Genomic DNA, 19,270 nt, shown 5'->3' with positions numbered 1-19,270 from the left:
CGTGGAAGTAAAGTTGGCTCGCGAAGCCGCCTCGCTCCGGCCCGCCGGCGGCGCTGAAATGGATGTTCTGTTCGTGCTGAACAATCTCGGGGTCGGCGGCTCCGAGAGGAAAATCGTACGCTTGGCCAATGCTCTGAGCGCGCGGGACATGCGCATCGGCATTGCCTACTTGAACGAGCCCACGACCTTGTTGAAGGACATCGGCGAAAACGTGGCGACGTTCTTTCTGTCCCGACAGGGTCGGTTCTCGCTCAAGGCGCATGCGGCGCTGACAGACCTCATCGACGAGCAGTGCCCACGCAACCTGGTATCTGTGAATCTCTATCCCGCGTTGTATGTCGTCACAGCCACCCGCGGGGCCCGGCATCGTCCGCGCACCATCGGATTGATGAATACCACTGAGATGCGGCGGGGGGCGGCGTGGAAGCGCAGCTTTTATATGCGAGTGCTCCGATATCTCGATTGGACCGTGTACGGCTGCGAGCTGCAGCGAGATGCCTGGCTGACCGCCGACAGTCCGATGCGCCCGCAGTCCAGCGTGATTTACAACGGCGTCGATCTGAACAGGTTTGCAGCGGCGCGTGCGGGCGCTGTCGGGCAACGGGCTCACTATGGCATCGGTGAGAATGCGTTCGTGGTCGGCAGCGTCGGTCGGCTGGTCGCCGAGAAGAATCAGATGCCGCTGGTCGATGCGGTTGCAGACCTGCGGGCTACCGGCGCCGACGTGCATCTGATGCTGGTGGGAGACGGGCCGCTGCGATCGGCGTTGGAGCAACGGGCTGCCGAACGAGGCATCTCGGCAGCAATTACGTTCACCGGCGCGTTGCTCGATGTCCGCGCGGCGCTGAGAACTTTCGACGTATTCGTACTGCCGTCGCTGTCCGAGACCTTCTCGAATGCGGCGCTCGAAGCGATGGCCATGCAATTGCCGGTGATCCTGACCCGCACCGGCGGCGCGTCGGAGATGATCGAGCACGGCAAGGAAGGTTACATCGTCGACGTGGCCGATCTGCCGCAACAGTTGCCCGAGCTGCTGGATCGATTGCGCCTGGACAATGTGCTACGCACTCGCATGGCTACTGCCGCATCCGCGAGGGCGCAGCGCGAGTTCTCCTGGGATGCCATGCTGGCGTCTTATCAGAGCATGTTCGGCACGCGTGAGTCGGTGAGCCATGCGTGAGTCATCATCCAACGTCTTGATGCTCGGCCCTGGCTTGAACGTCCGTGGCGGCGTTTCGGGCGTGGAGCGGCTGCTGTTGAGCGCCTTGCCGGAGAACGTTCACGCCACTCACATTGCGACCATGGTCGAAGGCGGCAAGTGGACCAAGGCCGTGACGTTCGCGCAGTCCGTCGCCAAGCTGACCTTGCAGCTGAATCGGCATCCCGACGTGGTCCACATTCATTTCGCGAGCGGCGCCAGCAATATCCGCAAGATCATCCTGGCGCGCGTTGCCTTGGCGCGCGGCGCGAGCGTCATCATGCACGCGCATGGCGGCGGCTATCAGAAACATTGGGCGAACATGTCGCCGGCCACACGTGCGATCACACTCAACACCTTGCAGAGCGTGCAGCGTCTGGTCGTGCTCGGCGAGGGATGGAAAGCATTCTTCGAATCCATCGGCGTGCCCAAGCATCGCATCGTCGTGTTGCCGAACCCCGTGGTGCTGCCGGAAAGCGTGCCGGTGCGCGAGCTCGGCGGCAAAATCCGCTTTGTCTATTTCGGACTGATTTCCCAGCGCAAGGGCGTGTTCGATCTGACGGAGGCGGTGGCCAGGCTGTCGCCCGAATGTCGCGCTCGCGTGCAGTTCGTCCTTGCCGGCCATGGCGAAGTTCCTCAGTTGCGCGAGCACGCCGACAAACTCGGGGTACAGGACGTGGTCGAGGTTCGTGAATGGGTCGATCCGGCGGAGCGCGACAGGCTGCTGGCGGCTGCGCACGCATTCGTATTGCCTTCGCATACCGAAGGGTTGCCGATGTCGCTGCTGGAAGCGATGGCTTGGGGATTGCCGCCCATCTGCACGCCGGTCGGCAGCATTCCGGAATATGTGGTGAATGGCGCGAACGGCTTGCTGATCGAACCGGGCGATGTGTCGCAGTTGGCCGCAGCCATCGAAAAGTTGGTGTTGCAAGAAGAGGATCGTGTCCACATGGGGCGCCTCGCGCGCGCGACCGTGGAACCGTTGTGTGTCAAACAGTACTCGGATCGCATGTGTGCCGTGTACCGCTCCGTTGCCAACGGCAACGGTCGACGTGCGGGCTGAAGCGAGCGTCACGGGCATGCAAGCGCTGGTAAAAAAACTCAAACAGCTTCAGGTCGGCGATACGGCCGTCCGACGCAATCCGCTGTTCTACGCCGATGCGCAACGCGAGCTGGAACGCCTCGAGCGGGGCGGCTTGAACGAGCGTCGCCAATGGACGCGCGATCGGCTCGGCGAAGTGCTCTGGCCGGCGAGCCGCAGTGGCTATGGAAAGAGCGTGCGTGGCGGTCGCGATATCGCAAGCTGGCCGCTGCTGACGAAAGCAAGAGTGCGCGCCGCTCCGAAGGCGTTCGCGGTCGGGTCGCGGCTATTCACGATCAAGGCGAATACGGGCGGCACGTCCGGCGCTCCGCTCGACCTGGTCCGCTCGCTGCCTTCCGTCGTGTTCGAGCAGGTGTGCATCGATCGCATGATGCAAAAGGTCGGCGTCGACGCGCGCTCCGCGAGGTGCGCCGTTCTGCGGACCGAAAGCATCAAGGACCCCAACGACTTCAAGCCGCCGTACTGGATTCATGCGGGCGGCGGCAATCGACTGGTGCTCTCGTCCACACATTTGAATGCCGCGACGATCGAGCACTACGCTCGCGCGATCGAAGAGTTCGCTCCGGAATGTTTGCTCGGCTATCCGACATCGCTCGAAGCGTTGTGCTTCCTGCTGAAGCGAGTCGAGCGGCGAGTGCGCATTCCGGCGGTGTTGTGTTCGTCCGAAGTGCTGCATCCGCGAGTCTGGCATGCGGCACGAGAGACACTCGGCTGCAGATTGCTCGACTATTACGGCCAGGCCGAGCGCGTGGCCTTCGCCTACGCGACCGCGCAGAGCGAATATCGATTCCTGCCGGGCTATGCCCACGTGGAATTCGAGCCCGCCGGCGTGGAAGGGGATTGCCGGTTGTACGAGGTCGTCGGCACGCCGCTGTGGAATCGATCGATGGCGTTGATTCGTTATCGCACCGGCGACCTGATCCGCGTGCCGGCGGCATGGGGCGAGCACGAACTGGAGGAGCTGGCGCTGGGCTTGAGAACGTTCACCGGCGTGCTGGGCCGTGACAGCGACATCCTGATCACGCCGGAAGGTGTGAAGGTGACGGGCATCAGTCACTTCCAGCGCGACGTGGCCAACATCGTGCGCATCCAGGTAATTCAGGAAAGCGCGGCCCAAGTCGTGATTCTGGTGTTGCCGATGAAGGAGTACAGCGAGCGCGACCGCGACCGCCTGATGCACAACGCCCGCGAGAAGTTGCCAAGGAGTATGCACGTCGAGATTCGCAGCGTGACCGCGCTGGAGCGCACGGCCCGCGGCAAGACGCCTTTCGTCATTCATCGGCCGCCGGTGAAGGAGCTGCTGAACAATACGCGTGCCCACGGAAATATCGCGTGAGGCTCGAGCCATGAGTTTGAAGTGGAAGCTGCATCGTCTGTCGGCGATGAGCGGGTGGGAAGTCGGTTACCGGGTCAAGCAACGGGTCCAGGCGAGCGTCGAGCAGTTCGGCCTGCATTCCGCCGCGCCTCCGCCGCCCGCACCGGAAAGAACGGGCGCGCCGTGGGTTGCAACGCTGCCGACGGCATTCAACGTCGACAAATATCGCCGCGCCGCCGATGACATTCTCGACGGCCGCTTTCCTGTCTTCGCGATGTCGGCGGCTGCGCTGGGATTTCCGCCGCAGTGGAATCGCGATCCGAAAACGGGCAAGCAAGCGCCGCTGCAATTCGGCAAGACCCTGAACTATCGCGACGAGAAGCTGGTCGGCGATATCAAGTACCTGTGGGAGCCCAGCCGCCATGCGCAGCTCGTGACACTGGCGCAGGCCTGGCACCTGACGCGCGACGACAAATATGCCGAGGGCTGCCGCACGCTGCTCGCATCGTGGTTCGATCAATGTCCCTATCCGTCGGGCGTGCATTGGACCAGCAGTCTGGAACATTCGATTCGTCTGGTGAACTGGTCGTTCGCCTGGCATTTGCTGGGCGGCGATAGCTCGCCGATCTTCGAAGGCTCGGAGGGCGAGGTCTTCAAGCAGCGCTGGCTGACCAGCGTGTATCAGCATTGCCATTTCATCGCCGGCCATTTCTCGCGTTACTCTTCCGCGAACAATCATCTGCTCGGCGAACTGATGGGACTGTTCGTCGCTTCACTGACATGGCCGCTGTGGAAACGCAGCCGGCGCTGGAAGAACCTGGCGCAACGCGAGCTCGAAGAGGAGATGCTGCTGCAGAACGCCGAGGACGGCGTCAATCGCGAGCAGGCAAACTGGTACCACCACGAAGTCGCCGACATGATGGCGGTCGCCGGCCTGATCGCCCGGGCCAATGGCTGCGATTTCAGCACGGCTTACTGGCATCGCTTGCGAGCGATGCTTCAATACATTGCGAGCATCATGGATGGCGGCGGATCCGTGCCGAACTTCGGCGACGCCGACGATGCCGTCATCGCCAGGCTCGATCCGGAGGTGGGCGACGTCTATCGGTCGCTGCTCGCGACCGGGGCGGTTTTATTCGATTCGGCGGAGTTCAAATTCAAGGCGAACGCCGGTCACGACAGCCAGGACGTCGACGATAAGACGCGCTGGCTGCTGGGCGACGCTGCGGCGGCCCGATTCCAGGCCATCGACATGTCGCGCGTGTCGCTGCCCATTCGCAAGGATTTCCCCAACGCCGGCTATTACATTCTCGGCGACCGCTTCGAAACGAATCGGGAAGTGCGCATCGTCGCCGATGCCGGCCCGCTGGGATATTTGTCGATCGCCGCGCACGGTCACGCCGATGCCTTGTCATTCACGCTGAGCGTCGGCGGCCAGGAGATATTGATCGATCCCGGCACTTACGCCTACCACACGCAACGGGCGTGGCGCGATTATTTCAAAGGCACCTCGGCGCACAACACCCTGCGGGTCGATGGGGTCGATCAGTCGGTCAGCGGCGGCAATTTCCTGTGGGTCAAGCATGCCCAGGCGCACTTGATCGCCCTCGAGCGTACGCCACTGGTCGATCGCTGGGTCGCCAGTCACGATGGCTACGGGCGGCTCAAACATCCAGTGACTCATCGCCGCGAGATCCAATTCGAAAAGCAGCAATCGCGACTGCAGGTCACCGACGAGTTGCTCGGCAACGGTCCGCATCGGATCGAGATGTTCTGGCACTTCGCGGAAGCGTGCGCCGTCGTGGCGAACGGCCGGGACGTCCGCGTGTCCTGCGGCGACGTGTTGATATCGATGACGCTGCCCGAACAGCTGCGCTGCAATGTTCATCGCGGTGTCGAGCGTCCCGAGCCCACCGGTTGGATATCGCGCAGTTTCGACGTCAAAGTGCCGACGACCACGCTGATCGCCACCGGTCACGTCGATGGCGCAGCCCGGCTGGTCACCCGATTCAATATCGACTTCAAGAGCTGAGGCGCGATAATGCCGCCCTAACGTTAGGGGGCAGTATGAGCCTGGCCGATAGACAAACCTCGAGCGACGTCATGATGATCCGGCCGGTGGCTTTCGCCGGCAATCCTCAGACCCGCGCGTCCAACGCCTTCCAACAGGTCGATTCCGGCACTGAGGATGCGGCCAATCAGGCCGCGGCGTTGCGCGAGTTCGATGGTCTCGCTGCCGCGCTGGAAAAGGCGGGCGTAACCGTGCACAGGTTCGATGACACGCCCGAGCCGCACACGCCGGACTCGATCTTCCCGAACAATTGGGTGAGCTTTCATGCCGACGGCACGGTCGTGCTGTACCCCATGCTCGCCGAGAACCGTCGGCTCGAACGACGGCTGGACCTGATCGAAGCGTTGAGCGCGAAGCATGGCTTTCATGCGTCCCGGGTCATCGACCTGACCCGGCACGAACAGACCGGCCGCTATCTCGAGGGAACGGGCAGCCTGGTGCTCGATCGCATTCATCGCGTGGCTTATGCCTGCGTTTCCCCGCGCACCGATCTGGATGTGCTCGGCGATTTCGCGCAACAGCTCGATTACGACATCGTCGCGTTCGAGGCGCACGACGCCAGCGGCAAGGCCATCTATCACACCAATGTACTCATGTCCGTTGGCGAACGGTTTGCCGCCGTCTGCCTGAGCGCCATTCGGGAAGATGAACGCGACGGCGTGCTGAGCCAGTTGCGTGGCACGGGGCGGGCGGTCGTGGATCTGACGCTCGAACAGATGAATTCATTCGCCGGCAACATGCTGGAACTGGGCTCCTCGCTCACCGGCAGCGTGGTCGCCATGTCGCAGCAGGCGCTCGACGCCTTGACGGCCGAGCAGCGAGCAACGCTGGAATCGAGCTCGGGCCCGATTGTCGCCGCGTCCATCCCGACCATCGAGAAGCTGGGCGGCGGCAGCGTCCGCTGCATGCTCGCCGAGCTGCATCTGCCCAAGAAGAAACGCATATAATTTCGCCAAATGTTGGAACTTGGCGTCAAAACCCTGCTGGCCTACCTGCTGGGCTCGCTGATCGGCAGCTTGCTGGTCGGCCAGCTGCGCGGCGGTGTGGACATTCGTAAGCTCGGCAGCGGCAATGCCGGCGGCACCAATGCTTTGCGCACCCAGGGCTGGTCGTTCGCGCTGTGGGTCATGATCATCGATATCGGCAAGGGCTGGCTCGCGGCCGGCTTGCTGGCGCCGATGAATCTGCCGGGCATTGGCATCGATCCACAGGTCGAGCGCGACTGGCTGGCAGTGGCCTGCGCGGCGGCGGTCGTCGTTGGCCACGTTTATCCGGTCTGGTATGGATTCCGCGGCGGCAAGGGGGCGGCGACGTTGATCGGCGTGCTCATCGGACTGAAGCCCGTCGCCATTCTGCCCGTGTTCGGGGTATGGCTCGCGGCCGTGATGCTGACCGGGTTCGTCGGTCTCGGCACCATGCTGGCCGTCGCGTCCTTTCCTATTTATCTGGCGATCACCGAGGCCGAGCCGTCGACCGCTGTGCTGGTGTTCGGCGCCGTGATGACTCTGTTCGTTTGTTACACCCATCGCGGCAACATCGAACGCATGCGTGCCGGCACCGAAAACCGGGCCCGGCGCCTCTGGCTGCTGCGCCCCCGCTGATCGCAACGATGCCCACCAGCAGCAAGGCCCAGACCCCCAAGACTCAAGCCCAGGCACGCCGGCAGCGGCTGCTCGCCATGCTGGCGGAGGGCTCGTTCTATTCCGGCGAACAACTGGCGAAGAAGCTGAAGATTTCGCGCGGCGGCGTCTGGAAGCTGATGAACTCGCTCAAGGCGCTGGGCGTCGACATCGAATCGGTGGCTCGCCAGGGTTATCGATTGCCGCGCGCCATCGATCTGCTCGACAAGGAAGCTATCGTTGCTTCGTTACCCGCCGCGACTCGTTCGCAGCTCGAGCGGGCGGACGTGCTGCTGACCGTCGATTCGACGAATCGGTTCGTCGCCGAGTTGTCGCCGCCGCAAGCCGGACATTTCCAGCTCTGCACGGCTGAGGTGCAGAACGCCGGTCGCGGCCGGCGCGGTCGCAGTTGGATCGCGCCGTTCGGCAGTGGCGTCTGCATGTCATTGGGCTGGCAATTCACAGAGGCGCCGCCGACCTTTTCGGCGCTCAGTCTCGCGGTCGGCGTGGCGGTGGTGAAGGCCTTCAGGCGCCTGGGCATCGAAGGCGTCGGTTTGAAGTGGCCCAACGATCTGCAATGGCAAGGCCGCAAGCTCGGCGGCATCCTCATCGAGATGCGCGGCGAATCGGCCGGTCCGGCGCAAGTCATCATCGGCATCGGCATCAACATGCATATGCCGGCGGCGATCCGCATGCAGCTCGCCGAGCGCGAGGCCGCTTTGATCGCCGACATTCACGAGATCATGCGCGAGAAAACGCCGACCCGGAATGTGTTGATCGGCGCGCTCGCTACCGAGCTGCTGGCCATGTTGCAGACGTTCACGGTGAGCGGCTTCGCGCCGTTCAAAGATGAATGGCATGAGCTCGACACGCTGGCCAATGCTCCGGTCAAGGTCATGAGCGGCTCGCAAATTACGATGGGGTTTGCGCGCGGCGTCGAAGCGGACGGCACATTGCTGGTCGATGTCGATGGCGAGCTGCGCAAGTTTGTTTCGGGTGAAGTCAGTTTGCGCGCCGTGAAGGGCTGATCGCGATGCTGCTGCTCATCGACATCGGCAATACACGCATCAAATGGGCGCGCTTCGATGAGCGGGGCATGGGCCCGCAGTCCGCCGCGGTGCATTCGAACTGGACGCCGGATGATTTCGTTCAGCAGATTCTAAGCTCGGGTCCGCGAGCCGAGCGTGTGTGGATCGCCAATGTCGGCGGCAAGCGCCTGGGCGAGCTGGCGCACACGGCAGTCGCGACAACATGGCGGATCGAGCCTCGATTCGTTCATTCGCCGGCTGCGCAGGCCGGCATTCGCAATGCCTATCCGGAGCCGGCCAAGCTGGGCGTAGATCGATGGTTGTGCCTGTTGGGCGGGCGGGCGCTCGAGCCGCGGTCGCTGTGCGTGGTCAGCGTTGGAACGGCCATGACCATCGACGGACTCGATGCCGGTGGCCAGCATCTGGGCGGTGTGATCGTGCCCGGCCCGGAGCTGATGGTGTCCAGTCTGTTGAAGAACACCAGTGATATTGCCCAGCGCGCAGCGGGCGGTCAGGCCCGGGAAGCATTGTTTGCCGACAACACCTTGGGCGCGATTCAGCAAGGAGCCATCCAGGCGCTCGCGGCCCTGACCGAGCGCGCCATGGAAACTCTCGAACAGCAGCTCGGCGAGCCGCCAGTGCTGCTGCTCACCGGTGGCGCAGCCGCCCGGCTGCAGGGGTCAATCCGTTCGCCCGGCAGAGAAATTCCCGACCTGGTGCTGCGAGGTCTGGCGGTCGTCGCTGCGTTACCTGAATCATCCGCCGCCTGATCCCGCCGGGCACGGTGATGCGGGAGCCTTCGTGTATCATCCGGCTCGATCGAGGCGGAGAGCAATTTGAGGACGCTGGGATGGCCGAATCGAGATTCCGACGACTGACCGCGGGTTCGGCGCTGCTGGCGCTGGGCTGGTGGCCGCTGTCGGTGCTCGCGGCTGACGTGCAGGCCGGCAAGGCCGCCTCCCAGGCCAAATGCATCGAATGCCACGAGGCCGACGACTGGGAAGGCGAAAGCGTGGCCTCGCTGGAAAGCCTGATCGGCGATATCGTCGCCGGCAAGGTGAAGCATCGGAAGCCGCTGCAATTGACGCCGGCCGAAGTGGCGGACATTGCCGCGTATTGGGGCCAGAGCAGCCAGAAGGGTAAGAAGCGGCGCTAGCCGCTCGATATAACTACTGCATGCGCGCGTTCTGTCTGCTGTTGCTGCTGGTCAACGCCCTGTATTTCATCTGGTCCCAAGTGATCGATGTGCAGGTCAGCAGCCTCGATCGCGTGCCGATTCGCATAGCCGCTCCGCCGCCTCGCATCGTGCTGGCGAAAGAAGCGCAGAACGAGCCGGCCGAGCAGCCACAGCCCGAAGAAGAGGAAGAGCGCGTCGCCGATCTGCGCGACATCACGCCGCCTCAAGTTGCGCCGCTCGAATCGCCGACCACCGTGCAGCGGCCCCCATCCGCGCCTGAACAGACGACGCGTGAAGATGCGCTGACCTGCAGCAGCGTCGGCCCGTTCGCCGATCTGGGTCAGGCCTCGCAAGCACAAGCCACTCTGCGCAGTCTGGGATTCGCGCCACGTCAGCGGGTGGAGCAGGGCGAGCTGTGGACCGGCTATTGGGTCAGCGTTCGCGACCTCGCGACGCGCGAGGCCGCCGAGGATGCACTCAAAACGCTCAACGCCAACGGCATCACGGATGTTTATTTGATGCCGGGGTCGGATCCGCCGAACGTGCTGTCGCTGGGCGTGTTCTCCGATTATCAGCGCGCGCAGCGCCGCTCCGAAGAAGTGAAAGCGATCGGTCTGAATCCGCAGATCAGCGATCGCAAGCGCGCCGGCTCGGTGTTCTGGATCGATGTGGATCTGAAGGAGCCGGGCCAGACCATCGACACCAGTGTGTTCCAGGTTGGCCAGAGCCGTATTCTGCGCCTGGAATTGCGCGGCTGCCCGCAGTCGGGCTGATCTTCAATAACCGCTCTGCTCGCAGCACTTCGCGAGCTGGTCGTCGTCGCTGGCGGAGCGGGCACAGGCAATGCCGGCTCGATCGGCGCGCCAGTCGCCCCATTCGGCGTCGCCGCCGCCGAACAAATCCTTTAATTCTTTGCCGGCGCCGGCCAGGTACGCTTCGCTGCCGCTGCAATAGCGGGCGATCAAGCCGCCGGCGAGACAGTGTTGTCTCTTATCGGGCAGATTCGACGGCACCTTCTCCTTCACGACGGCTTCCATACATCCGTACGAGGATGTCGCCGGTCGCGGCGGGCGGTTGGGTACGGTTGCGCACGCCGCGAGAGTAATCAGCGCCAGTGCAAGAGTCGTCATGCGGATACTCATGGTCCGAGTATCCGCAATCGTCAGCGACCGAGAAAGCCCGCGAGCGTCGTTTGCAGCAAGGCGCGATCGATGGGCTTGGACAAATAGCCATCCATGCCTGCCGCCTTGCATTCCTCGTCCGCGCCTTTCATGGCGTGCGCGGTCAAGGCAATGATAGGAGTGCGCTTGCCGTCGTTCTCGACCTTGCGAATCTCGCGCGTGGCTTCGTAGCCATCGAGGTCCGGCATCTGGCAATCCATCAGGATCAAATCGTAGTTGCCCGACTGCCAGGCATCGACCGCGGCTCGTCCGGTGTCGACGACATCGACTCGATAGTTGAGCTTTTCGAGCAGCCGCACCGCGACCTTCTGATTCACGATGTTGTCGTCGGCCAGCAGGATGTGAGCTTTTTTCTCGTTGCACCCCGCCGAGTGCAGCCGTTCACCGGTGATGATGGGCTGCGACCGGAGGTGCCACACCTCGGGCTGCTGAGCCAGCACGAGCTGCAAGGTCTTGATCAGATCCCGCTGCGTGACCGGCTTGAGCAGATACCCGCCGAAACCGAGCTCGGCAAAGTTGCGGCTGTCTTCGCGCTGTCCGGAAGAGGTCAGCAGGATCAAGCGAGTCGCTTTCAACTGCGGATCCGCGACGATCTTGCGGCCCAGCTCGGCGCCATTGCAGCCGGGCATTTGATAGTCCAGCAGCGCAGCGTCGAACGGCGCGCCCTTCGCATGCGCCTCGCGCATCCGCTTGATCGCTTCGGCCGCATTGCTCGCCACGTCCGGCTCGACGCCGCAGATCTCCAGCTGGTTCGTGAGCACTTTGCGATTGGTGGCGTTGTCATCGACGATCAACACGCGCTTGCCGCGGATCGCCGTCGTCAGCACCGAGAATGCGCCGGTCACCGGATGACCTTTCCTGAAGCGCGCGGTGAACCAGAATGTCGAGCCCACGCCTTCGCGGCTCGTGACACCGACGTCGCCGCCCATCAGATCGACCAGTCGCCGCACGATGGACAATCCCAGGCCCGTGCCGCCGAAGCGCCGGGTCATGGACGAGTCGACCTGAGTGAACGGCGAGAACAGCGCCTTGATCCGATCGGCGGGAATGCCGATGCCGGTGTCGCGCACCTCGCACCGGACGAACACACCTTGCGCATCGTTCGAGAGCACGCTCAGCGCCAGCGAGACTTCGCCGCACTCGGTGAATTTCACGGCGTTGCCGCCGAGATTCAACAGGATCTGCCGGACACGTCCGGCGTCGCCCTGGACGGCCGCGGGCAGGTCCGGATCGATCTGCAATGTGACTTCCAGGCCCTTGGCATGCGCTTGCACCGACAGCAGGCGGGCCACGTCTTCGAGCGTGTCGCGCAGGTCCATGTCAGCGGCTTCGAGCTCGAGCTTGCCGGCTTCGACTTTGGAGAAGTCCAGAATGTCGTTGATCACGGTCAGCAGCGCGCTGCCGCTGTCCTTGATGGTCTGCACGTAGTCGCGCTGAATCGTATCGAGCCGCGTGTCGAGCAGCAGATCGGTCATGCCGAGCACGCCGTTCATGGGTGTGCGGATCTCATGACTCATGTTGGCGAGGAATTCGCTCTTCGCTTTGTTGGCCGCGCTCGCGCTGGCCGCCGACTCGGTCGCCCGTTTCGTGGCGTCGGCCAGTCGGCTGTTGCTGGTTGCCAGCTCGTGCGTACGGGCCGCGACGCGTTGTTCCAATTCATCGCGTGCGCGCAACAACTCGGCGTCGCGCCCTTCGATCTGTCCCAGCATGTCGTTGAACGCGACGATCAGCCGGCCGATCTCGTCGTTGTTATGAACGTGCACGCGCAGGCTGTAGTCGCGGGAGCGAGTGACGCATTCGGCCGCTTGTGACAGAGCAAGAATCGGCTTGGAGATGAAGCGCTGCATGCCCAGCGCCGCCAGGCTGGCGAATCCCAGCGCGCCGACGATCACCACCGCCAGCAGCAGGATGCGCTGGACTATGCCCTCGTTCAGCTCGTTGCGATTGGCCCAGAGGTGCACCGAGCCGATGGTGCCGTCGAGCACGATGTCGGCGTGCACATGGACGAACTGCTCGCGGTCGGCGGCGCCGCTGAGGTCGCGGCCGAAACGGGCCAGCACGCCGCCGTGCGCGTAGTGAATCTCCGCCGCGACGATCGAGGAGTCGGCGCTCAACGCGGACAACGATCGGGTCGCGGCGTCACGATCGTCGAAGGCCACTGCGGCTTCGCTGTCGCGTGCCGTGATGTTCGCCTGCGTTTCCAGCCGGCGCCACATCTCCTTCTGATCGGTGCGATAGTCGGCGATGGTCAGCACCAGGCCGGCGAGCAGCAGCGCCATGCCGCTGACCAGGATCGCGAGCAGCGTGAGCTTGCCGCCGATCGGCAGCCGTTCGAACCACTGCTTCACTCTCATCGCGGCCCCCGCTGCACGTCGGCGGCCAGTTTCAACAGATCGGAGCTGATGCGCAGGCCGGCCTGCTGTGCGCTCTGCACGTTGATGGCGAAGCGCAGCCGGTGATTCTCGGTGAACAAGCCGATCATTCCGCCTCGGGCAGTGAAGTCGGCGGCGTCGCTGATAGTAAGGACGGCCTCTTCGACAGGCAGCCGGTAACCGGCGACCCTCGATGCTTCGATATATAGAGCGTCGCACGCATTCGCAGCCAGCCTCTCGTCCATCTTCAGCGCCGCCAGCGGGCGGGCGCCGACACGCTTGTTGGCGATGCCGGCGCTCAACGCGGTGTACACACCGTCGCCGCCGACGAAGCAAATCGTCAGGTTGCCGGTGGCTTCAGGGTCGGGCCAGGTGACGAATTTGACGAAGTTGAACACGTAGGCGGCTTTGAACTGATCTTCGCGTTGAGTGGCTGCATCGGCGCGAGCGCTGGCGGTAGCAACCGTGAGCGCTACAAGCATCGCGACGATGTGCAGAAGGCAATTCATTTGGATCGAATCTTCGGGCGTCGGTTCGTGCGTCGGTGGCGCACTCAATTCAATCTTCGATGCAGTTCACTCATTACGGTGCATTGTGCGTGAGTCATCGGCCGCATGCCCGCGACGGAGTGCTACTCGGCTCTCACTTTGCTGCATTTGCGAAGCGCCTGCCCGCTACTTAAGGAGAAGTCTTATGAACAGCGCAGTCGGGCGCGCCGAAGATCGCACTCATCGAAGCTAGCGAAGCGGTACTGCGGCTGTACTTGCAGCGATCCTGCGGTGATGAGAATTAACTTAAGTTATTTCGTGCGCGCGTTGCTGAGCGCCGGCGCGGCGACGTTGGCGTGCGCCAGCGCCGTTGCCGACGGCCGCGATCTCGATGCGCTCAGCCTCGAGCAGCTGATGGACATGAACGTGCACGTGGTCTACGGCGCTTCGAAATACGAGCAGCGCGTGACGCAGGCGCCGTCGTCGATCAGCATCGTGACCGCCGAAGACATCCGCCGTTTCGGCTACACGGATCTGGTCGACGTCCTGCGCGGCGTTCGGGGTTTGTACGCGACCGACGACCGCAATTACACCTATCTGGGTGTGCGCGGCTTCCTACGACCCGGCGATTACGACACCCGCGTGCTGGTGCTGATCGACGGCCATCGCCTCAACGACAACGTCTATGACAGCGGCTCGGTGGGGCGCGACTCCATGCTCGATGCGGAGCTGATCGAGCGGGTCGAAGTCATTCGCGGCCCGAGCTCATCGCTCTATGGCAGCAGCGCATTCTTCGGTGTGATCAACGTGATCACCAAGCGTGGCCGCGGCGTCGACGGCGGCGAGATCGAGGCCAACACGGCCAGTTACGATACCCACAGGGCGCGGGCGACTTACGGTAAGACGTTCGATAGCGGCGTCGACTGGCTGGTGTCGATGTCGCATTACGCCAGCGACGGCATGAATTTCTACTATCCCGAGTTCGATCAGCGCACCAGCGACAATGCGCGGGCCGCCAACGATGGCTTCGCCGCTGACCGCGATGACGAAAAGGCCTCGAAATTCTTCAGCAGCCTGCGCTATGGCGATTTCGCCGCCTCACTGTATCTGAGCGATCGTCACAAGCAGATTCCGACGGCGTCGTTCGACACGATATTCGACGATCCGCGCGCCATGACCGATGACATGCGCGGCTACCTGGAGCTGAGCTACAAGCGCGCATTGACCGAGCGCGCCAGCTTGAATGTGCGCGCCTCGTACGATTCGTACCAGTACGAGGGCGACTTCCCCATGAATTACGCATTGCTCGGCGAGGGCGACTACGAAGCGATCGCGCGCGACGAAATGCGGGGAGAGTGGCTGAACAGCGAGGTGCAGCTCACTCTGCTGCCGACCGATCGTTACACCATCATCGTTGGCGCCGAGTATCGCACCAGCTTGCGCGAGTACCAGGCGGCGTACGATGTGATCGAGCCGCGCTTCTATTATCTAGACCGGGATGACACGAGCTCGGTGCTCGGTTTGTTCGGCCAGGTCGAAGCGAAGTTGCGTGACGATTTCAGTCTCACCGCAGGCTTGCGTTACGACCACTATGGGCAGACCTTTGGCGGCACTGCCAATCCCCGGCTCGCCGCAATCTATAATCCATTGCCGAATTCGGCCATCAAGGCGCTGTATGGCGAAGCGTTCCGTGCGCCGAATCCATACGAGGCTCATTACAACCCGGAGCAGGCCAACCGCCCACCGCTGCGCCCGGAAACGATCGACACCTATGAGCTGGTGTACGAGCATTACTTCAACTCGACGTATCGGTTGAGCTTGTCGGGCTATCAGTACCAGATCGATGGCCTGATCACACTCGCGGAGACGGAGAGCGGCGAGCCCTACTATGACAACCTCGAGGATGTGCATGCCCGCGGTGTCGAGCTGGAGCTGGAAGGCTCTTATGACAATGGCACCGTCCTGCGCGGCAGTTGGTCGGTTCAGCGCGCCAAGGACACCGCCACCGGTCTGGAGCTGACGAATTCACCGCGCCAGCTCGGCAAGCTGAGTGCTTCCACACCGATCCTGAACAGCAAGGTCTTCGCGAATCTCGAGCTGCAATACAACAGCGAGACCGTGACGCTCGCGAGGACCCACAGTCCTTCTTACTGGATCACGAACTTCACGTTGAACAGCCACGATCGCTGGTCGAAAGTGGAGCTGACGGCGGGCATCTACAACGCCTTCGACGAGGAACGCCTGTTCCCCGGTTCCGAAGAGCACGCACAAACGCTACTTCAGCAGCAGGGCCGCACTTACGGTGCGGAAGTCATCGTCAGATTCTGATCCGCGCCATTGTTCCAGCGGTCGACGAACATCAACTCGCTCAAGGGGCGAGCCTTGGCCCAGCCGGTCAACTCGAGCATCGGACCGGGATAGAAAGCTTCGACATGACCGAGGCACAGCACGGCAATCGGCAAGCTGCCGTCGGGCATGTGGAGCACCTGTGCCAGCGCGAGCGGATCGAACAGCGAGACCCAGCCCATGCCGATACCTTCTGCGCGCGCCGCCAGCCACAAGTTTTGAATTGCACACGACACCGAGGCCAGATCCATCTCCGGCAGTGTGCGGCGGCCGAAGACATATTGCTCGCGTCCTTCGCAGAGCGCGGCGATCAGCAACTCGCCGCATTCGAGCACGCCTTGCACCTTCAGGCGCATGAACTCATCGGCTCGGACACCCAGCGCCGCCGCGGTTCGATGACGCTCTTCTTCGACCAGGCCATGGATCTGCTCGCGCAGGGCGCGCTCGGTGATACGAATGAAACGCCAGGGCTGCATCAATCCGACGCTGGGCGCGCAGTGTGCGGCGTTCAACAGCCGCTCCAAGGTCGCGGCGTCGACGGGATCCGATTTGAAATGGCGCATGTCGCGCCGCTCGGCGATGGCGCGATAGACGGCGGCGCGCTCGGCATCGCTGAAGCGAAGGGCGGACTCAGTCACGGGCAAGGGATCTCTGCTGACGGGATCCCGGAATCTTATCGCTTGCCGTGCGAAAGGTGATCGAATAACGCAACTCCTTGGTCGGCGGCACGTGATGCTGCCAACCCCAGCGGGCTTGATCGCGCAGGATGTACGCCGAGCGGGGCGCGAGTTCCAGCGCGAACACCTGCGATTTCTTCTCCGGCGACCACGGATACGGGCGGAAGCGCAGCCGGGCCGTGCCCGCGAGCGAGATGCCCACGACCACCTCGAAGTCGGGCACATCGCGATGCCAGCCGAGCGGTGTGCCCGGCTGATATTCAGCAATCAATGCTTGCACGAAGTTTTCCGGACGTACATCGGCCCACTGGGCGGCGCGTGCGCGCAAAGGCGTCAGGAATTCTGGAATCGGCGGCGCAGGCTTCGACTGCAGATGAGTGAAGTCATACGAGAAGCCGTAGTTCACGGTCCGCCGGCGGGCGGTGTATTGCCGATACTGCGATTCTTTTAACGCCAGCCGTTGAATCTCGGACAGCAACTGCCGCTCCTCATCGACCGTGATGAAGTCTTCTCGGTAGCTCAGCCCGGGCGGTAACGCTTGCGGAAAGATCTCGGCCTGTTTCATTCCCCTCATAGTAGGGGCCGTGGCGGGAAAATAAACCACACGCCTCCGGCGCGCTCCCGAACCCTTTCTTAAGATTCGCCTTGTCCGTGCCCGGCAGGGGAACCGCGCCGGAGTTGCGCATCTTATGTGAATGCGAAGCGCGGCCATTCTCGATACCGTGTTTGTGCACGCGCGTCAGCGCCCCCGCCGAAGCAGATCCGAAGGTGCAGCCCTTGTGAGCATTGATCTTCCCGCTGCCGATGACTGGTCCGGGCCTCGATCGCTTCTGGCCGGCAACGCGCAGTGTGGATCGAAGGGCACGCTACGCCGCCGAGGGTTGGGCCGTTTGCTCGGCGAATGCGCGCTGATGACGGAGTTGTTTCATCGCTTGCAGCGAGTTGCGCCTACCGGCGTCAGCGTGCTGCTCACGGGAGAGAGCGGCACCGGCAAAGAGTTGGTCGCGGAGACCATACATTCTCTGAGCGCCGGTCGCGAAGAGCCGTTCGTCGCTGTGAACTGCGGAGCCATTCCCGCGACCTTGGTGGAAGCCGAGCTGTTCGGTTACGAGCGCGGCAGTTTCACTGGAGCGGTCCGCTCGCAAGCAGGATATTTCGAACGGGCCGGCCGTGGCACGTTGTTTCTGGACGAGGCCGGCGAAATGCCGCCCGAGATGCAAGTGAAGCTGTTGCGTGCGCTCGAATCGCGACGCTTCTATCGAGTGGGTGGCGAGCGAGATATTCCGCTGCAAGCCAGAGTAGTCGCGGCCACCAATCAGGCGCTGGCCGAGAACCGGTTCCGGGCCGATTTGTTATATCGGCTCGCAGTATTCCACCTGCACATCCCGCCACTGCGCCGGCGTGGCGAGGACGTGTATTTGCTGGCGCAATGTTTTCTGGATCGTCTCAACGAAGCCGAAGGCTCGAACAAGGGCTTCTCCGTCGATTCGATGCGATATCTGCAGGAGCACAGCTGGCCCGGCAACGTTCGTGAGCTCTACAACACCGTGCAACGCGCGTTCATTCTCGCCGACGACGAGGTCGATCTGCGAGGCGCGTCGGAATACGGCGCCGATATCGCCGAACCCGGCGTAACGGCGGACTGCGCTGTGACTTTCCGCCAAGGAATGTCGCTCTCCGCCATCGAGCGCGTGGTGATCAAGGAAACGTTGCGACGCTGTTCGGGAAACAAGACGCGGACCGCTGCCGTGCTCGGCATCAGCGTCAAGACGCTTTATAACAAGCTCAACGAGTATCGCGCGCTCGATTGATCAGTGGAGCGGCTGCGCCAGCTCCTGATGCACCTGTTCGATGACGGTGGTCCAGTCGCCGGCGCTGGTCTGACGAAACAAGCGCATCGTCGGATACCACGGCGAATCGTCGCGCTCGAGCATCCAGCGCCAATCGGGGGCATGAGGCAGCAGCAGCCAGACTGGCAGCCCGAGTGCGCCGGCCAGATGCGCAGTCATCGTATCCACGGTGATGATCAGATCGAGCAGTTGCATGCGGGCGGCCATTTCCACGATATCTCGAGAAGCGATCGAGGCAGCCGGCAGCGCGCAGGTCGCCGGTGGAAATTGCAGGCTGAACCAGCGCACATCGCTCAACTTCGCCCATTGACGCAGCTCGGTCGCGCTCAGCGATCGTTTCGGATCCCATTCACCGGCCGACCAGCACACGCCGATGCGCCGGCGCAGCGACGCCCGCTTCGGCGCGGAGCCGGGTACATATATATAAGGCATGGGGCCGGGGAGCTCGTCCACGTCCAGCCGCAATGCATGCGGCAGTTCCATGATCTCGATGTCCACATCGTAATCGAGACTCGGATCGCCTTCGTGCAGCGGCAGGATCCGATCGATGCCGCGCACCGTTTGCAGCAGCTTGATCAACGCGGGCTGCACCCAGAGCGTGAGTTCGGCAGCACGCAGTCGCGGATGGGCGAGCAGACGCACGAATTGCAGCGTGTCGCCGAGTCCGTGATAACAGCGGACGAAGACGCGTCGGCCCGCCAGCCGCTCGCCATGCCAGACGAATTGCTGATGCCTGGGCAGGTGGCTACAGATCTCGCCGCGCCGGACGCGCTCTTCCAGGACGGCGTCGCTGATTGCCCAGGCTGAACCGAAATCGCCTCGGCTCATGGCTTCGTTCCAGGTGTT

18 protein-coding genes are annotated in these 19,270 nt (G+C 63.1%); 12 read left to right on the top strand and 6 right to left on the bottom strand.

From position 1 onward, the window contains the following. The first annotated feature begins 1 nt into the window (after position 1). From GYH35_RS31645 to GYH35_RS31600, 10 genes are all read left to right on the top strand, one after another. Positions 2-1,180 (top strand): glycosyltransferase, encoded by a 1,179-nt coding sequence (locus tag GYH35_RS31645; RefSeq protein WP_161830485.1) that lies wholly within the window; start codon positions 2-4, stop codon positions 1,178-1,180. Continuing rightward, positions 1,173-2,261: a glycosyltransferase family 4 protein gene (locus GYH35_RS31640; RefSeq protein ID WP_161830484.1), complete on the top strand. Its 1,089-nt coding sequence runs from the start codon at positions 1,173-1,175 to the stop codon at positions 2,259-2,261. Before GYH35_RS31645 ends, GYH35_RS31640 begins: the two co-directional genes overlap by 8 nt. Next, entirely contained in the window at positions 2,212-3,636 is a 1,425-nt protein-coding gene (locus GYH35_RS31635) for an AMP-binding protein (protein ID WP_161830483.1), read from the top strand. Before GYH35_RS31640 ends, GYH35_RS31635 begins: the two co-directional genes overlap by 50 nt. A gap of 10 nt (positions 3,637-3,646) precedes the next feature. After that, complete coding sequence (locus tag GYH35_RS31630; protein ID WP_161815543.1) at positions 3,647-5,647, top strand: alginate lyase family protein; 2,001 nt, start codon at positions 3,647-3,649, stop codon at positions 5,645-5,647. A 35-nt stretch (positions 5,648-5,682) separates the two neighbouring features. Next, entirely contained in the window at positions 5,683-6,633 is a 951-nt protein-coding gene (gene ctlX, locus GYH35_RS31625) for a citrulline utilization hydrolase CtlX (RefSeq protein ID WP_202624914.1), read from the top strand. A 9-nt stretch (positions 6,634-6,642) separates the two neighbouring features. Next, on the top strand, positions 6,643-7,287 hold the full coding sequence (plsY, locus tag GYH35_RS31620; RefSeq protein WP_161815542.1) for a glycerol-3-phosphate 1-O-acyltransferase PlsY: 645 nt from the start codon (positions 6,643-6,645) through the stop codon (positions 7,285-7,287). 8 nt (positions 7,288-7,295) lie between these two features. Beyond that, a complete protein-coding gene (locus GYH35_RS31615) occupies positions 7,296-8,333 on the top strand; it encodes a biotin--[acetyl-CoA-carboxylase] ligase (protein WP_161815541.1) in 1,038 nt (345 codons plus the stop codon). A gap of 5 nt (positions 8,334-8,338) precedes the next feature. Continuing rightward, positions 8,339-9,103: a type III pantothenate kinase gene (locus tag GYH35_RS31610; RefSeq protein ID WP_161815540.1), complete on the top strand. Its 765-nt coding sequence runs from the start codon at positions 8,339-8,341 to the stop codon at positions 9,101-9,103. Positions 9,104-9,183: 80 nt separating this feature from the next. Next, complete coding sequence (locus tag GYH35_RS31605) at positions 9,184-9,489, top strand: cytochrome c (RefSeq protein WP_161815539.1); 306 nt, start codon at positions 9,184-9,186, stop codon at positions 9,487-9,489. 20 nt (positions 9,490-9,509) lie between these two features. Beyond that, positions 9,510-10,283 (top strand): SPOR domain-containing protein, encoded by a 774-nt coding sequence (locus tag GYH35_RS31600; RefSeq protein WP_161830482.1) that lies wholly within the window; start codon positions 9,510-9,512, stop codon positions 10,281-10,283. A gap of 3 nt (positions 10,284-10,286) precedes the next feature. On the opposite strand, the gene GYH35_RS31595 is transcribed toward GYH35_RS31600, so the two are convergent. Genes GYH35_RS31595 through GYH35_RS31585 form a run of 3 tightly spaced genes read right to left on the bottom strand, consistent with a single transcriptional unit; the run spans position 10,287 to position 13,572 of the window. Then, complete coding sequence (locus GYH35_RS31595) at positions 10,287-10,640, bottom strand: hypothetical protein (RefSeq protein ID WP_161815537.1); 354 nt, start codon at positions 10,638-10,640, stop codon at positions 10,287-10,289. 32 nt (positions 10,641-10,672) lie between these two features. Further along, a complete protein-coding gene (locus GYH35_RS31590; protein WP_161815536.1) occupies positions 10,673-13,045 on the bottom strand; it encodes a hybrid sensor histidine kinase/response regulator in 2,373 nt (790 codons plus the stop codon). Beyond that, positions 13,042-13,572, bottom strand: a complete 531-nt coding sequence (locus tag GYH35_RS31585; protein WP_161815535.1) for a YfiR family protein — start codon at positions 13,570-13,572, stop codon at positions 13,042-13,044. Before GYH35_RS31585 ends, GYH35_RS31590 begins: the two co-directional genes overlap by 4 nt. Positions 13,573-13,845: 273 nt before the next feature. On the opposite strand from GYH35_RS31585, the gene GYH35_RS31580 reads away from it, so the two are divergent. After that, on the top strand, positions 13,846-15,879 hold the full coding sequence (locus tag GYH35_RS31580; RefSeq protein ID WP_161815534.1) for a TonB-dependent receptor plug domain-containing protein: 2,034 nt from the start codon (positions 13,846-13,848) through the stop codon (positions 15,877-15,879). Here the strand turns inward: GYH35_RS31580 and bluB are convergent. Both bluB and GYH35_RS31570 read right to left on the bottom strand, forming a co-directional pair. Continuing rightward, on the bottom strand, positions 15,849-16,535 hold the full coding sequence (gene bluB, locus GYH35_RS31575) for a 5,6-dimethylbenzimidazole synthase (RefSeq protein WP_161830481.1): 687 nt from the start codon (positions 16,533-16,535) through the stop codon (positions 15,849-15,851). The two genes, GYH35_RS31580 and bluB, sit on opposite strands and share 31 nt — an antisense overlap. Beyond that, the gene (locus GYH35_RS31570) at positions 16,528-17,139 is read right to left on the bottom strand and encodes an alpha-ketoglutarate-dependent dioxygenase AlkB (RefSeq protein WP_161830480.1); all 612 of its coding nucleotides are present in this window, start codon (positions 17,137-17,139) and stop codon (positions 16,528-16,530) included. Before GYH35_RS31570 ends, bluB begins: the two co-directional genes overlap by 8 nt. Before the next feature lie 214 nt (positions 17,140-17,353). Here GYH35_RS31570 and GYH35_RS31565 point away from each other — a divergent pair, with 214 nt between their 5' ends. Then, positions 17,354-18,385 (top strand): sigma-54 interaction domain-containing protein, encoded by a 1,032-nt coding sequence (locus tag GYH35_RS31565; protein WP_161815531.1) that lies wholly within the window; start codon positions 17,354-17,356, stop codon positions 18,383-18,385. Here GYH35_RS31565 and GYH35_RS31560 read toward each other — a convergent pair whose 3' ends face one another. Beyond that, the gene (locus GYH35_RS31560; RefSeq protein WP_161830479.1) at positions 18,386-19,252 is read right to left on the bottom strand and encodes a glycosyltransferase family protein; all 867 of its coding nucleotides are present in this window, start codon (positions 19,250-19,252) and stop codon (positions 18,386-18,388) included. Positions 19,253-19,270 lie beyond the last annotated feature (18 nt).

Source organism: Steroidobacter agaridevorans (assembly GCF_009932555.1).
Classification (GTDB): domain Bacteria; phylum Pseudomonadota; class Gammaproteobacteria; order Steroidobacterales; family Steroidobacteraceae; genus Steroidobacter; species Steroidobacter agaridevorans.
The sequence above is the reverse complement of the archived record's forward strand: the minus strand, read 5'-3'. Positions and strand labels throughout refer to the sequence as shown.

Coding starts and splice junctions, on each gene's coding strand:
- GYH35_RS31610 (WP_161815540.1), top strand. CDS start 8,339: ATGCTGCTGCTCATCGACATCGGCAATACACGCATCAAATGGGCGCGC.
- GYH35_RS31615 (WP_161815541.1), top strand. CDS start 7,296: ATGCCCACCAGCAGCAAGGCCCAGACCCCCAAGACTCAAGCCCAGGCA.
- GYH35_RS31640 (WP_161830484.1), top strand. CDS start 1,173: ATGCGTGAGTCATCATCCAACGTCTTGATGCTCGGCCCTGGCTTGAAC.
- GYH35_RS31595 (WP_161815537.1), bottom strand. CDS start 10,640: ATGACGACTCTTGCACTGGCGCTGATTACTCTCGCGGCGTGCGCAACC.
- GYH35_RS31630 (WP_161815543.1), top strand. CDS start 3,647: ATGAGTTTGAAGTGGAAGCTGCATCGTCTGTCGGCGATGAGCGGGTGG.
- GYH35_RS31590 (WP_161815536.1), bottom strand. CDS start 13,045: ATGAGAGTGAAGCAGTGGTTCGAACGGCTGCCGATCGGCGGCAAGCTC.
- GYH35_RS31580 (WP_161815534.1), top strand. CDS start 13,846: ATGAGAATTAACTTAAGTTATTTCGTGCGCGCGTTGCTGAGCGCCGGC.
- plsY (WP_161815542.1), top strand. CDS start 6,643: ATGTTGGAACTTGGCGTCAAAACCCTGCTGGCCTACCTGCTGGGCTCG.
- GYH35_RS31585 (WP_161815535.1), bottom strand. CDS start 13,572: ATGAATTGCCTTCTGCACATCGTCGCGATGCTTGTAGCGCTCACGGTT.
- GYH35_RS31560 (WP_161830479.1), bottom strand. CDS start 19,252: ATGAGCCGAGGCGATTTCGGTTCAGCCTGGGCAATCAGCGACGCCGTC.
- GYH35_RS31605 (WP_161815539.1), top strand. CDS start 9,184: ATGGCCGAATCGAGATTCCGACGACTGACCGCGGGTTCGGCGCTGCTG.
- GYH35_RS31600 (WP_161830482.1), top strand. CDS start 9,510: ATGCGCGCGTTCTGTCTGCTGTTGCTGCTGGTCAACGCCCTGTATTTC.
- ctlX (WP_202624914.1), top strand. CDS start 5,683: ATGAGCCTGGCCGATAGACAAACCTCGAGCGACGTCATGATGATCCGG.
- GYH35_RS31570 (WP_161830480.1), bottom strand. CDS start 17,139: ATGAAACAGGCCGAGATCTTTCCGCAAGCGTTACCGCCCGGGCTGAGC.